Genomic DNA, 14,325 nt, shown 5'->3' with positions numbered 1-14,325 from the left:
GAGAGCTGAGCATACGATTGGCAACCCTTATTGAGCGATCTGAGCGTTATGCAGGGTGAACTCAAAATCTTTGTATGGTGTAATTTCCAAGCCGGATACACGTCCATTAACTGGCCACATATCTCTGCGTTGGTACATAAAAATAGTTGGTAGATCCTTATTCAGCTCTTGATAGAGCTGTTTGTAAATCAATTTGCGTTTCTCTTGATCCAGCTCATGCTTACCAGCAAGCGTTAGTTCATCGACCTTCTTATTGGAATAGCCGATATCATTTTGTGCACCATTCGTAATAAAAGTCGTTGTATCCGGGTCTGGAGTTAAGCCCCAAGCCGCGAAGAACATATCAAACTTGCCTGTGTCCTTTTTATCCATAATGGCGTTAAAATCTAAAGTTTCGGAAGTCAGCTTGATGCCTAGCTCCTTATAGTTATTGGACATGATCGGTAGCAGGGCCTCTACTACTGGATTATCAGCAGTCGCAGAGAAGTTAATGGTCAGCTTTTCTCCGTCCTTTTCGCGAATTCCGTCAGCACCAACCTTCCAGCCTGCCTCATCCAGCAAAGCCTTCGCCTTAGCTGTATCAAATTCATATTTGTTGATACCTTCATCCGTATAAGACCAAGATTCTGTAGATTGTGGAATGTTAATAACATTCGCATATGGACCATACACGCCCTGCACAATCTCCTTACGGTTTAAGCCAATCGTTAGAGCCTGACGTACTTTAGGGTCCTTAAATTTCTTTTCCTTATGATTAAACGCAATATATCCATAGCCGTTTGTCGGCATAATATTCACGTCCAAGAAGCCCAACGCCTTTAATTCCTCTACATTGTCTTCAGTAACAGTGATGTTGTCCATGTCCGTTTCACCTGTTTGCAGCATAGACAGGTTTGTTTCTTCTGTTGTTGTTTTGAAAATAACTGACTTCACTTTTGGTGCGCCTTTGAAGTAGTTTGGATTCGCATCAAATACGACTTGTTGACCCGGGGAGAAGCTCTTCAGTACATACTGACCAGAGCCGATTGGCTTATTATTAAGCGCCTTGATGCTGTCCAGGTTACCCTTTTTGAATCCTTTTCCATAATAAGCTTCTGGCATGAAGTATTGCTCACCCAGAAAATCCTTTGTATACGCTGTTGCTTCTGTAACGGTTACCTCTACTGTGTTATCATCAATGACTTTGATACCAGAGATATCATTCGCCTTGCCATCGTGATACTCTTTACCGCCTTTAATCTTAAAAGACAAAACATCCGTTTCTCCATCATAATTCGGATCATGCAGTACCTTAAGAACAAAGGCATAATCCTTCACAGTTACTGGCGTGCCGTCGCTATACTTCACGCCTGGTTTCAGATGGAATGTATATTTTAGACCATCTGGCGATACATCAACCTTGTCAGCCAAACTATTTTCATATGTACCATCCGCCTTCACCTGTAAGAAGGAATCAAATACTGTTCTGACTACATATAAATCGTAAGTCGTTTGCCAGAATAGCGGGTTAAATACCCCTTTAGGTGATGTCATACCTACTACAATGTTATCTTTCCGATTAGTCGCCCCCGGAGGATTTTGCGTCAGATCAGTCGCTTTAATAACACCCTCCGTAACAGGTGCACTTCCTTCATTTCCCTCTGTTTTATTGTCCGCATTGCCTTGCTGTGGCTGTGCCTCATTAGCACCTCCGCTACATCCTGCAAACAGAACACCAACGATCGTAAGCATCATAAGCAAAGAAACCCATTTCTTCGTCTGCATCATCCTGTTAATCCCCCTTAGTCGGTTCTTTATTTAACAGCCTGTCTCATTCCTGCGGTGATTCATTAAAGCTTGAGGTTTGAAAATGAAGTTGCACATCCTCCTTACTGTCTTAATAGCGTAAACACGTGTTTTAGACCTCTGGTCAATTTCGTGCGCTAACAACCATTACATTTTTATTAAGGTTTATCTTAAGTGTAAAATAATATCACGTCAATATCTTTTTTTATGTAATATAAAAATGCAAAATATCTATTTATGTAAAGTTTATGAATTTTACTTGTGGAAAATGACAAAAAAACAGGATTTCATGTAATATAAAATAACATTTCAGAAGGCCGAAATGTTTACTCTGGCGAGTTGGGGAGCTTGCAATTTCACAAGCCATTAAAAGGTATACTATGGTTTATGGGTAAACATGGATTGTATTATTAGTAAGTTACAATAGATGGCACTTGTTGTCAATATAAAAAATCACGAAAAAAGACGCTCCCGGGATCGGGAACGTCTCTTTTTTCCACCCACTACTATTCAGTAGTGTAAGGAAGCAATGCGATTTGACGGGAACGTTTAACAGCGATTGTCAACATACGTTGATATTTCGCACTTGTTCCAGTCACACGACGAGGAAGAATTTTTCCACGTTCGCTGATGAATTTTTTAAGCAGGTCTGTATCTTTATAGTCAATGTGAGTAATTTTGTTCACAGTGAAGAAACATACTTTACGACGTTTGTTGCGACCACCACGACGAGCTGGTCTTTTGTTATCGTCTCCGCCTTCTCTTTGTCTGAAGCCCATTCTTTGTCAGTCCTTTCCCAATTAAAATGGTAAATCATCATCCGAAATATCGATCGGTTTTCCGTCATCGGAAAAAGGATCCTGATTGTTTCGCGAGTTATTATTCCCGCGTCCACTATTGCTGTTACCGCCTCCGAAAGGAGACTCCTCACGCACAGCTCCACCGCTATTGCCGCCACCGTTACCGCCATCGCGGTTAGATTCCAAGAAACGCACATTATCAGCTACAATTTCAGTCACGTATACACGTTTTCCTTCATTGTTCTCATAATTACGCACCTGAACACGGCCTTCAACAGCCGTTAAACGACCTTTGCGAAGATAGTTAGCGCATGTTTCAGCAAGCTGACGCCAGGTTACGATCGGCAAGAAATCCGCTTCCCGTTCGCCGCCTTGACTCGTAAACGGACGGTCTACAGCCAGGGTGAACTGGGTTACTGCTACACCAGACGGTGTATAGCGCAGCTCTGGATCTTTGGTCAAACGACCGATCAGAATGACACGGTTCAACAATCCAATCCCCTCCTTTGAGCGTTGTTCATTACATAATCACGTACAATAATTAAGCTACGTCGTTCGTAATGAGATAACGAATTACTTCGTCAGAAATTTTCATGATACGCTCAAGCTCAGTAACAACAGCAGGTTCTGCTGTGAAGTTTACCAGAACGAAAGAACCATCACGGAATTTCTTGATCTCATACGCAAGACGGCGTTTAGTTACATCGTGACTCGTAATTTCGCCACCGCCGTTAGAGATGATACCTTGGAATTTATCGACTGTCGCTTGAACAGCTTCTTGTTCAATGTCAGGACGAATAATATACATCGCTTCATATTTGCGCATTCTTTACACCTCCTTATGGACATAAGGCCCTCAATCTCAGTTGAGAGCAAGGAACGAGCCTAAACTCGCACTAAAACAGTTTACCAAATCCAACAACTGAATGCAACCTACAAATTCAATACACAAGCCTAAAACGTCTAAAAACACTTGCATATCATAAGCTTTATACAATTTTATAGCATATCAAAAATTTCGCATATATAAAGGAAATCATTTGATTCACTCAGTATCTGTATACCCGGTTTCGCATGTTTCTGTTCAAGACAGCGCACAATAACCGTTGCAGTCCAAATTCATTTATCTAAGGAGGCACAATCGCATGGGTGAAAAGACTGAGTTCGAACCAGGAGATAAGGTCCCAAACGACGGCGTATACATGGAGGTCGGAGAAAAGAGCTTCCATACTGAAATCCAAAACCCGCAGCAAGTAACGCTGGAAAGAGGCGATTCTTTTCCCAAAACCGCCAACCATAATCGCAAATGGAAGAAAAAAACGAAAGCCCGTGTCCACTAATGTATATTTCCTCGGAATCCTGGCCATATTATGATTAGGCGATACAACAGAGAGGTGTGGTTCCGTTGGACGACGTAGCCGGACAAACTGTTAGGAGATCCATTCCGGGCATTAGAAGCGTTAGGTTTGTGTAAAAGGACACTGTCTTTTCAACACTGGTATTGCTGGTCAGTACACCGAGTTTCATGATGTGATTGGACAGATCGTATCCTGTTAAAAATGTATCGCCTACGATGGAGGACCTTTGTGGTCCTCCTTTGTTGCATTATCGGACTTTTTGCATATCCTGGTAAAATGCAGATTAATTCAGCTCCTTCTGCTAGAATATATCCAAGTACAAAGACCTACTATCTACGGAGGTTTAAAGATGAGCTATTCTCGAATATTAAAGTGGATATCAGGTATATTCGAATTGGTGCTTGCCGTACCGATTGTGGGGGGAGCTATTGTCATGGGGACCGGCTACTCGGCTCTGGGATTTATGCTTGTCCTGCATGCAGTAACACTTATCCTGTCGTTACGCAATCAGGAGGCGATCTACGGCTCTGTATGGGGAGTACTCACTTCTTTGCTGGCCTGGATACCCTTTGTAGGCTGGGCTCTCCATTTGATTGCAGCGATCCTTCTGATGATCTCTGGCTCAAAAAAAACAAAACGCTATCATTACCCGCCTAACCAGCTATAACAAAAGAGTGCTCCTACCGGCAATGTTTCTCTGCTGTCAGGAGCATTTTTTGCTGTAACGATATCTCTCAGAAGGAACAAACTAACCCTTGTCTTTTACAAGGTCGAGCTGTATGTCTCCCCTTTCTCGCAGACACAGCAATTCATCGAACAGGAAAGTAAGTCCGCTTTTGTCTCTCCAGTTTCTGATGATGTCCGATACTACCTCCATCAAATCACGCCGAATCCCCTCTGCCAGTTGTAATCCTGCACTGTCACCATCAATGAACAAATGTGTGTGTTCCAGCTGCTCCAACTTGCGTACCTGACGCAGACATAGCACACCATTGTCCAGATAGAAGAAGTAGCATCCTTTATATAGAACCCCTTCGAATATCTCATACATATGCGGCAAATCATACGGCCCGTATACCATCGAAGCCCATTCCAATGCCAACGATTTACTCATACATCGTTTCCCCTTTCCTAATGAAAATAAAGTTATCCTTCTTTCCAAGTAATATGGAGCAAAAGTATGTAAACCTAAAACCAATAAAACTTAATAAGTACTACTTTATTAGTAATATAATATTAAGAAAATAGTACTACTCGGTGAGTAGTATGTCAATAGGATATACGAAAAAAGTTTTACGATATAGGTAGTGTAGGATATAATACAAATAACTAATTTAGTAATTTTGTAACCCACAATATTTCCTTAAGGAGGCTCATTAACGTGAGTCAAATTCATTTTAAATTGAGTGAAACACTAGAAATGATTGGAACTACACGTAACAAGATCGCGGTGGAATCGAAAACAAGACCTGCTACAATTCTTGATTTAGCAAGTGGCGATACAAAAACCATTAAGCTGGAAACCTTGGTTAATATCTTAAATGCGATAAACGAAATCGCCCGTAGCCACGGCTTGGAACAAACATTTGGTATTGAAGATATCATTCAGTACGTCCCTCAAAGCACAGAAAATACGCGCTAATCCACTTTGGGATAGCGCGTACTTTTTTTAATAATATGATTCTTACTTTTCAAAAAGCATAAATCCCTTCTAAGTTCTTTACTTCGTGGACACGTTAGCCGCATATATACCTTCAAAATATCTCCCATAAACAAAAAATCTCCTACGTCACAGACGTAAGAGATTGGTTTATTAAATGAAGTTAGTGGCGGAAAGAGTGGGAGTCGAACCCACGCACGCCTTGCGACGCCTAACTGATTTCGAGTCAGCCCCCTTAGACCTCTTGGGTACCTTTCCGCAGCAAGGATAATTATATCATCATTGCAACTGTGACGCAAGCTGATTCTGGTTCATCGCCATTCATCCTTCTTGGCTCAATTCGCTTCCGTGTTTTGCTCGTCGGCGTTGGCCTTTGATCGCAGCACTTTCTTCATATTCTTTTCGAACTTGGCACGCGGAATCAGCACACTATGCTGGCAACCGACACATTTGATTCGAATATCCATCCCCATGCGGATAATTTCCATTTCATTCGTTCCACACGGATGAGGCTTCTTCATCTGTACAATGTCCCCTAGTTCAAATGACTTACGCTCCACCCTTCTCTCCCCCTTTTCTTCCTTGCTCATCTTCTTTTTCTAGGGTTATCGCCGTCTCCAAGGCGGCCTGACGATGTTCCTCATCCTCTAGGGCCTTCTTGATGTTATTCTGAATATCACGCTCTACCACAGCCCCTGTATTCGGCATACATTCTGCCACAACACGCACAATATACTCTGAGGTGGTCATGGACTGAACCCCTAACACATCTGGTATATTAAGTATCTGTACATTGGACTCCTCAATGCCTTCGATTGCCTGTTTTACCAAACTAACTGCTTCCTCCAGGCTCCGCTCGGCCTTCATTGGCACATCCACTACCGCCAACGCGTTGGACATGGAGAAGTTCGTTACCGTTGTAATTGAGCCGTTTGGTAAAATGTACACCTCACCTTTCCAGCTCACCAGTCTGGTTGTACGCAGCCCGATCATTTCCACTGTACCCTTGAAAGTACCTGTCTGAATGACGTCTCCTACGGCAAATTGATCTTCAAAAATAATGAAGAATCCAGTAATTACATCCTTAACCAGGCTCTGTGCCCCAAAACCAACGGCCAATCCAAGCACTCCAGCTCCAGCAATCAGAGGACCAAGATTAATGCCCATTTGAGAAAGCACCAGCATAATCAAGATGAAATTGAATACAATATTGGTTACATTTTTTAGCAATTCCCCAACGGTCGTTAACCGCCTTGTATTCAATCGGAATCTGCCGTTATCTCCTTTTTGTTGCATCGACTTATCTATAATTTTATTAATAACTCGAATAAAGATACGCGTGATGATAAAAATAATCGCGATTTTTAAAATTACAAACAAAAAGGTCGACCACATCGCACTATCGGTAAGCCATTTCCATACAACATCCTTCCAGTGAATCGCACCTTTCACTACGTCATCGGTTTCTAAATTACCGGCCAACCAATGTATAAAGGTCATGCTGTATTCCTCCTTAAACAAGGGAACTACTCTTCCTGCTTCCCGAATTCTATTTCCTACTATATAAGCTTATCAACTGACTTCAAACATATGGCTATGAATAATCTACTTCCTTCGAGTATAAAAGCACAAGTTTATCCATATACTAGCTACTATCTTGAGAATAAATGTTACCCGCAGGCTAATTGTTATTCTCCAAGGTACAGCGAGCGCAACCTTCACACTCCATTACAGAGCGAAAGGAAGATTCCATGACTCATCCATCTGACTTCATTCCGGAGCAAGAACCCCTAAGCTTAAAAATATCACACACAGACCCCGGGATCCAATCAGCCATCATCCATCGTCTGCTGTTCCATCTGCATCAGGCGCCGAGTCTGCAAAATATCGTCATTATTTGCATCGGCACCGACCGTTCTACTGGAGATTGCCTGGGTCCGCTCGTAGGTACGCATTTATCACGCTACAAAAGCCCTCTGTTTAACCTATACGGTACATTAGAGGAGCCTGTACATGCTATGAACCTGCAAACGACGCTGAATGGCATACAAGCCCGATATGAACAGCCTTATATCATTGGTATAGATGCATGTCTTGGACAAACCTCCAGCGTTGGATGCATTCAGGTTTCAGATGGTCCTCTCAAGCCTGGAGCAGGTGTAAATAAAGAATTACCGCCGGTCGGCGATATCCATTTAACTGGTATCGTTAACGTCGGCGGCTTCATGGAATACTTCGTGCTGCAAAATACGAGACTAAATTTGGTAATGAAATTATCAGATATCATTGCTGGCAGCCTATACTCCGCAATTAAGGAGTGGCATTACCGTTCTGTCCTGCTTGCTGCGCAAGAGTAACGGCTTCTTTTTCTTCAGGTGATAAGGAATAGGTGGATTGTCCCGCTTCTAGAGGCTTGGCATACACATATGAGCCATCTCGGTTATAAATGCCGGTTAATACCATACCATCCTGATTGTCGTCTACAATAGCCAGGGAAAAGCTTAAATCGCTTCCTCTCTCACCAAAGGCATTATAGCGTTTGATACCTATATGTCCCTTCAAGCCAGCCAGTTTACTACGTAATGATTTCATACTTGCACGATGGGTTTCCTGCTCATCCTCAATCGTATCCATCTGTACCTTCAAATCAATCAGCAGCGTTTCCAAATTCTCGACACCGCTGCCTGCCATCATGGTTTCATACTTTCGCCGCATCTTCTTCAGCTTTGCACCCTGCACGATAATAACAATCAACAGGATGAGCAAAATAAGCACGATCCCTGCAACGATTCCGGCAAGCTGTTCCATGATTAGTCCATTCAATTCAGCCATATGCTTGCTTCTACTCCTCTACCTCAAAAATCATGTTACTGCATACTTATATTTTATACGTTTGAGAACAGCGAAACAAATAACACAAGGCTATTAGTTTATCCATCATAACCATTCTAATTCCTGCAATTCCAGACAAAGCAAAGACATATCTCACTTTCCATTTTGCTCAAGGAGACATGTCCATATTTCAACAAACTACTGTAATAGCTCCAGTAATCTTTCCAAATCCTGCTGGCTGTAATAATTCAATTCAATTTTGCCTTTATCCTTATTGTGCTTGATCTTTACAGTTGTTTTAAAGCGTTCACGCAGGGACTCTTCCATATGGTCAATATAGGGGTCCTTTTTTCGTACCTTTGTTTTGGCTTTCGCCTCACCAGGCTTATGATCCAACTGCTGTACAGCTTCCTCCAGTTCGCGAACACTCCACTGCTGTTCAATACATTGCTGTGCTAACTGTTTCACCATGTCTGGATCTTTGAGCCCAACAATAGCTCTAGCATGTCCCATAGACAATGTTCCACGTGAAACATGATCTTTAACTTCTTCAGGCAATGCGAGCAAGCGAAGGAAATTGGCAATATGAGAACGTGATTTTCCCACTTTCATGGACAACTCTTCCTGAGTTAAAGAAAACTGATCCATTAATCCCTGATAAGCTACTGCCACTTCCATTGCATTCAAATTCTCACGCTGTAAATTCTCAATCAGGGCAATCTCCATCACCTGCTGATCCGTAAAATTGCGAACAACTACAGGTATAGTCGGATTCCCACAAAATTGAGAAGCCCGAAAACGTCTTTCCCCGGCTATGATTTCATATCCTCGCAATACACTACGTGCAATAATAGGTTGGATAACACCGTGCTGACGAATGGATTCGGCTAATTCCTTAATGGACTCTTCATCAAACGTTTTTCGAGGCTGGTACGGATTCGCACGCAACTGGCTGAGCGGAATGTCAACAACCTTATCCTCTTCATTGACTGTAAGGGAGGGAATGAGTGCATCAAGTCCTTTTCCCAACCGTTTACTCATAAGATACCACTTCCTTTGCCAACTCAATATATACCTCTGCCCCACGGGAACGGGGATCATACGTAATAATGGACTGGCCATGTGATGGTGCTTCGCTGAGTCTCACATTGCGTGGAATAATCGTCTGATAAACCTTGCTTTGAAAATACTTTTTCACTTCTTCAATCACCTGAATACCCAAGTTCGTGCGGGCATCAAACATGGTTAACAACACACCTTCAATTTGCAATGAGGTGTTCAGATGTTTTTGCACTAATCGCACGGTATTCAACAATTGACTTAATCCTTCCAATGCGTAATATTCACACTGGATTGGAATAATGACTGAATCGGAAGCCGTCAATGAATTGAGCGTCAAAATACCCAGCGATGGCGGGCAATCAATTAATATATAATCATAATTATGCTTAACGAGTTGAAGCGATCTTTTTAATCTCAATTCACGAGAAATGGTCGGCACCAGTTCAATTTCCGCGCCTGCTAACTGAATGGTTGCCGGAATAATATCTAGTCCTTCAACCTGTGTACTGACAATAGCTTCGCTAGGATCAACCTCGTTAATGAGTACATCATAAATGCAATTTGCCACATCCGCCTTATTGATACCCACACCGCTGGTTGTATTACCTTGCGGGTCGATATCCACGAGCAATACCCTTTTGCCGAGGGAAGCAAGTCCGGCGCCCAAATTAACGGAAGTAGTTGTTTTGCCTACTCCGCCCTTTTGATTGGCTACGGCTATTATTTTTGACACTTCATTCACCTCATAATTTAATCGGAATCCTGCTACACTCCATGATTGCAAAATGCTCTATGGAGACGTTACTTAGTCCTTAACTTACGGATAACGGCAATTTCAGAATAGAATTGAGTATGCTGCGGTTTTATTCGGCGTTAGACAGAAAAAGCGGCAATTGCTGCCGCCTGTACGCTTCATCCCTTACTTACGTTTGGGAATTTGAATGACAATCTCATAGTGATCCTCATGATCAGATTCCTTGGTTTTGATATCCAAGCCTGAGCCAGACACCATATCAATGGATTGACGTATCGTATTCAGCGCAAGCCGGACATCCTTGGTAAAGGAAATCCGCTTCGATTTCTTATTGGTGGATACTTGTTTATAAAAGGCAACTCGTGCCTCTGTCTGCTTCACATTGAGTTCTTTGGCAATGACTTCATCTAAAACCTTGTACTGTAGTTCTTCGGTCTCTAATGACAATAATGCACGAGCATGACGCTCGGACACCTTCCGTTCCATTAGAGCCTCTTTCACTCTCTCCGGCAGATGAAGCAGCCGTATCTTGTTAGCAATAGTGGATTGGCTTTTACCAAGTCGTTGAGCGAGGCTTTCCTGGGTGAGCTGATGTAGATCAATCAGCTTTTGGTAAGCTACAGCCTCTTCAATCGCAGTTAACCCTTCCCGTTGAAGATTCTCAATCAACGCGATGGATGCAGCTTGTGAATCATTAAACTCACGAACAATGGCTGGAATAGTTTCCATACCCAGCTTGGTGACAGCTCTCCAACGACGTTCCCCTGCTATAATCTCATATTGTCCATTACGGAAACGAACGACAATCGGTTGAATTACACCATGCGTCTTAATGGTCTGGCATAGCTCATCAATCTTCTCGTCGTCAAATATGGTACGGGGCTGATAAGGACTGCTGACAATATCCCGAACTGGAATTTGTTTTATTTCGTCCCCAGTAGATCGCTCCGTCAAACCAAATAGCTTGGAAAATTGTTCTTTCATTCCGTATAATACCACCTAATTTCATAATAGCACCATACTAACAGCGCTTCGTGAAAAACAGTTCCTTACGCGGATCGTAGACCCTTTTATATGAAACAGCGCCGTAAGCGGGTACACTCCACGTACTCCCCTGACATTTGTTGTCCCACTCCCCTATATGTATATCTGAATTCATGGGTACAGGAGCAGTCAACTTACATTAAAACGATTATCTCTATTCTATCACTTTTCCAGCCATAATCCTATCGTCTCTACCAGCTTTTCGGAAGGATAAGAGAATAAATTATGCATCCTCTTTGATAACTATCAGCCATCTTCCTCCCCAAATGTAAACAAGAACGTATGTTAGCAAAGAGTCTTTTATGTAAAGAGTCTATCAGCCATAAAAAAAGTGAATGTTTCACGTGAAACATTCACTTTCTTTCAAACATTTACACTAACGGCGTCTTCAAAGGAGTACCCGGCTTACGTGGATATTTTCGTGGTGTCGCCGCTCTTTTTTCAATAATAATCATATGTCTAGCTGCATCTTCAACAGGTAGCTGGAAGGCCTGAACATGTTTGATTTTTCCCTTTAGCTCTTTCAAGCTGTAGGAAGCTTCCTTGATTTCCTCTGTAGGATCACTGCCCTTCATCGCGGCAAAGTGTCCTCCTTCACGGACAAACGGCAAACAAAATTCATTCAATACTGCGAGACGAGCAACAGCTCTGGCTGTCACTAGATCATAACTATCGCGGTATCCTGGTTTACGCCCCAATTCCTCTGCCCTGCTATGAATCAGTTCAACATTTTCCAGACCCAACTGTTCTACCACATGTGCCAAGAATTGTATACGTTTATTCAACGAGTCTACAATAGTCAACTGAATCTGCGGAAAGCATATTTTCAAAGGAATGCCCGGAAAACCTGCACCTGATCCAATATCAGCTAGGCTTTCCACATCTTTTAACGGTACATAAAAGGCCAGGGAAAGAGAATCATAAAAATGCTTGGTGTACACTGCATCACGCTCAGTAATACCCGTCAGGTTCATTTTTTCATTCCACTCAACCAGCACACGGTAATATGTTTCAAACTGCTCTAACTGACTGTCATTAATCACAATACTATGCTCTGCCAGCCGCTGCTTAAATTGCTGTTGTATCGCGTCCATTATGATCCCCTTGCTGCCGTTACGCGGTTATAATGCTCCAGATAAACCAGCAAAATGGAAATATCCGCAGGAGTTACACCCGAAATACGGGATGCTTGGCCAATCGACATCGGACGGATCTTTTCAAGTTTCTGCTTGGCTTCAATGGCCAGTCCTTGAACTTCACTGTATACAATATCCTCTGGGAGCTTCTTCTTCTCCATCTTTTGCAGACGCTCAACATGCATCAATTGCTTTTCAATGTAGCCCGCATACTTAATTTGGATTTCCACCTGCTCCTGTTCTTCCTCAGTTAGAGCTATAGGTGAAGGTGAGATTTGTGCTACTTGCGCATAACTGATCTCTGGTCGACGCAGCACCGTTAACAAATTACTGCCATCCTGTATTGGTGCAGATCCGCCTTGCTCCAGCATCTCATTTATATCAACCGGACGAACCTTCGCCAAGCGTAAACGTTCAATCTCTTGCTCTACCTTTTGCTTTTTATCCAAAAAGCGCTCGTATCGTTCATCCGTAATTAGGCCAATATCATGCCCGATCGGAGTCAATCGCAGGTCGGCGTTATCATGACGCAACAACAGACGGTATTCTGCACGCGACGTCAGCAAGCGATAAGGCTCATTCGTACCCTTCGTCACGAGATCGTCGATCAGAACCCCAATGTAGCCTTGCGAACGGTCCAATACGACAGGCTCTTTGCCCTGCACCTTGCGAGCTGCGTTAATCCCTGCCATAATCCCTTGACCTGCAGCTTCTTCGTAACCGGAGGTACCGTTAATCTGACCTGCTGTGAACAAGCCCGGGACTTTCTTCGTTTCCAAAGTAGGCCATAACTGCGTAGGTACCATTGCATCATACTCAATAGCATAGCCATTGCGCATCATCTCTACCTTTTCCATCCCCGGAATCGAACGAAGCACAGCTAATTGCACATCCTCTGGCAAGCTGGTGGACAAGCCCTGAACATAGTATTCAGATGTGTTTTTACCTTCAGGCTCCAAAAAGATTTGGTGCTTAGGCTTATCACTGAAACGTACCACCTTATCTTCAATAGATGGGCAATAACGTGGTCCCGTTCCTTCAATCAGACCAGAGAACATGGGTGCACGGTGCAAATTATCATTAATAATCTGATGCGTTTCTATTGAAGTATATGTCAGCCAGCAAGGAAGCTGTTCATTATCTGAAGACTTCGTTTCATAGGAAAAGAACTTCGGTTGATCATCACCCGGTTGTATTTCCGTTTTGCTAAAATCAATCGTGTCCTTATGCACACGTGGCGGCGTTCCTGTCTTAAATCGAACCAGATCAAAACCCAGCTCTCTCAAATGCTCAGACAATCTCAACGAAGGCTGTTGATTGTTCGGACCACTCTCATACATCAGCTCGCCCATAATGATTTTTCCGCGCAGATAAGTGCCTGTGGTCAGGACAACTGCTTTACTTCGATACTCTGTGCCCGTCTTCGTAATTACACCTACGCAATGACCGTCTTCCATAATCAGCTCTTCAACCATACCTTGGCGTAAGGTCAGATTCGGTTCCTTTTCCATCGTTTCCTTCATCGTATGCTGATAAGAGAACTTGTCTGCTTGTGCACGCAATGCATGAACCGCGGGACCTTTACCAGTATTCAACATTCTCATTTGGATAAACGTCTTATCGATATTCCGACCCATTTCGCCGCCCAGTGCATCAATTTCTCGCACCACATGCCCTTTTGCAGGACCGCCAATAGACGGGTTGCAGGGCATGAAAGCGACCATATCCAGGTTAATTGTGATCATCAACGTGCGACAGCCCATCCGTGCTGCTGCCAAGGCTGATTCTACGCCCGCATGGCCCGCGCCTACGACAATTACGTCATAGTCGCCTCCTTGGTAACCCATACCTTTCTTACCTCCTTATACATTCCGGTCTTCACGCCGAATATGCT

Annotated in this window: 17 protein-coding genes and 1 tRNA gene; 4 read left to right on the top strand and 14 right to left on the bottom strand. The window is 43.1% G+C overall.

The features are described 5' to 3' along the window. Positions 1-27: 27 nt before the first annotated feature. The 4 genes from BM358_RS12465 to rpsF all read right to left on the bottom strand — a co-directional run bounded on the left by BM358_RS12465 (position 28) and on the right by rpsF (position 3,411). Entirely contained in the window at positions 28-1,767 is a 1,740-nt protein-coding gene (locus BM358_RS12465; RefSeq protein WP_028540978.1) for an ABC transporter substrate-binding protein, read from the bottom strand. Between the two features lie 524 nt (positions 1,768-2,291). Then, positions 2,292-2,564: a 30S ribosomal protein S18 gene (rpsR, locus tag BM358_RS12460; RefSeq protein WP_013312800.1), complete on the bottom strand. Its 273-nt coding sequence runs from the start codon at positions 2,562-2,564 to the stop codon at positions 2,292-2,294. Between the two features lie 21 nt (positions 2,565-2,585). Beyond that, positions 2,586-3,077 (bottom strand): single-stranded DNA-binding protein, encoded by a 492-nt coding sequence (gene ssb / locus BM358_RS12455; protein ID WP_028540979.1) that lies wholly within the window; start codon positions 3,075-3,077, stop codon positions 2,586-2,588. 49 nt (positions 3,078-3,126) lie between these two features. After that, positions 3,127-3,411, bottom strand: a complete 285-nt coding sequence (gene rpsF, locus BM358_RS12450; protein WP_013312802.1) for a 30S ribosomal protein S6 — start codon at positions 3,409-3,411, stop codon at positions 3,127-3,129. A gap of 319 nt (positions 3,412-3,730) precedes the next feature. Here rpsF and BM358_RS12445 point away from each other — a divergent pair, with 319 nt between their 5' ends. Both BM358_RS12445 and BM358_RS12440 read left to right on the top strand, forming a co-directional pair. Next, a complete protein-coding gene (locus BM358_RS12445) occupies positions 3,731-3,925 on the top strand; it encodes a YjzC family protein (protein WP_028540980.1) in 195 nt (64 codons plus the stop codon). A 367-nt stretch (positions 3,926-4,292) separates the two neighbouring features. Beyond that, positions 4,293-4,610 carry a hypothetical protein gene (locus BM358_RS12440; protein ID WP_013312804.1) on the top strand — a complete coding sequence of 106 codons (318 nt, stop codon included), beginning with the start codon at positions 4,293-4,295 and terminating at the stop codon, positions 4,608-4,610. An 81-nt stretch (positions 4,611-4,691) separates the two neighbouring features. Here the strand turns inward: BM358_RS12440 and BM358_RS12435 are convergent, their stop codons facing one another. Further along, entirely contained in the window at positions 4,692-5,057 is a 366-nt protein-coding gene (locus BM358_RS12435) for a hypothetical protein (protein WP_028540981.1), read from the bottom strand. A 267-nt stretch (positions 5,058-5,324) separates the two neighbouring features. On the opposite strand from BM358_RS12435, the gene BM358_RS12430 reads away from it, so the two are divergent. Next, positions 5,325-5,585 carry a hypothetical protein gene (locus tag BM358_RS12430; protein ID WP_028540982.1) on the top strand — a complete coding sequence of 87 codons (261 nt, stop codon included), beginning with the start codon at positions 5,325-5,327 and terminating at the stop codon, positions 5,583-5,585. A gap of 185 nt (positions 5,586-5,770) precedes the next feature. Here the strand turns inward: BM358_RS12430 and BM358_RS12425 are convergent. From BM358_RS12425 to BM358_RS12415, 3 genes are all read right to left on the bottom strand, one after another. After that, positions 5,771-5,861: transfer RNA gene (locus BM358_RS12425), tRNA-Ser, on the bottom strand. Between the two features lie 77 nt (positions 5,862-5,938). Beyond that, entirely contained in the window at positions 5,939-6,163 is a 225-nt protein-coding gene (locus tag BM358_RS12420; protein WP_025723137.1) for a DUF951 domain-containing protein, read from the bottom strand. Further along, a complete protein-coding gene (locus BM358_RS12415) occupies positions 6,153-7,103 on the bottom strand; it encodes a mechanosensitive ion channel family protein (protein WP_025723136.1) in 951 nt (316 codons plus the stop codon). The genes BM358_RS12420 and BM358_RS12415 overlap by 11 nt, the downstream gene beginning before the upstream one ends. 251 nt (positions 7,104-7,354) lie before the next feature. On the opposite strand from BM358_RS12415, the gene yyaC reads away from it, so the two are divergent. Then, entirely contained in the window at positions 7,355-7,960 is a 606-nt protein-coding gene (gene yyaC, locus BM358_RS12410) for a spore protease YyaC (RefSeq protein WP_023991150.1), read from the top strand. On the opposite strand, the gene BM358_RS12405 is transcribed toward yyaC, so the two are convergent. The 6 genes from BM358_RS12405 to mnmG all read right to left on the bottom strand — a co-directional run bounded on the left by BM358_RS12405 (position 7,914) and on the right by mnmG (position 14,278). Beyond that, entirely contained in the window at positions 7,914-8,435 is a 522-nt protein-coding gene (locus tag BM358_RS12405) for a DUF4446 family protein (RefSeq protein ID WP_023991151.1), read from the bottom strand. The two genes, yyaC and BM358_RS12405, sit on opposite strands and share 47 nt — an antisense overlap. A 198-nt stretch (positions 8,436-8,633) precedes the next feature. Then, positions 8,634-9,476: a ParB/RepB/Spo0J family partition protein gene (locus BM358_RS12400; RefSeq protein WP_013312809.1), complete on the bottom strand. Its 843-nt coding sequence runs from the start codon at positions 9,474-9,476 to the stop codon at positions 8,634-8,636. Continuing rightward, a complete protein-coding gene (locus tag BM358_RS12395; RefSeq protein ID WP_023991152.1) occupies positions 9,469-10,230 on the bottom strand; it encodes a ParA family protein in 762 nt (253 codons plus the stop codon). The genes BM358_RS12400 and BM358_RS12395 overlap by 8 nt, the downstream gene beginning before the upstream one ends. A 186-nt stretch (positions 10,231-10,416) precedes the next feature. Then, on the bottom strand, positions 10,417-11,235 hold the full coding sequence (noc, locus tag BM358_RS12390; RefSeq protein ID WP_013312811.1) for a nucleoid occlusion protein: 819 nt from the start codon (positions 11,233-11,235) through the stop codon (positions 10,417-10,419). A gap of 431 nt (positions 11,236-11,666) precedes the next feature. After that, entirely contained in the window at positions 11,667-12,389 is a 723-nt protein-coding gene (gene rsmG / locus BM358_RS12385) for a 16S rRNA (guanine(527)-N(7))-methyltransferase RsmG (RefSeq protein WP_028540983.1), read from the bottom strand. Next, positions 12,389-14,278, bottom strand: coding sequence for a tRNA uridine-5-carboxymethylaminomethyl(34) synthesis enzyme MnmG (gene mnmG, locus BM358_RS12380; protein WP_028540984.1), 1,890 nt, complete (start codon positions 14,276-14,278; stop codon positions 12,389-12,391). The genes rsmG and mnmG overlap by 1 nt, the downstream gene beginning before the upstream one ends. Positions 14,279-14,325: the final 47 nt, after the last annotated feature.

This window comes from Paenibacillus sp. cl130 (assembly GCF_900116035.1).
GTDB classification, from domain to species: domain Bacteria; phylum Bacillota; class Bacilli; order Paenibacillales; family Paenibacillaceae; genus Paenibacillus; species Paenibacillus polymyxa_B.
Note: the sequence above shows the minus strand (reverse complement) of the source record. Positions and strands in the feature narration are given on the sequence as shown.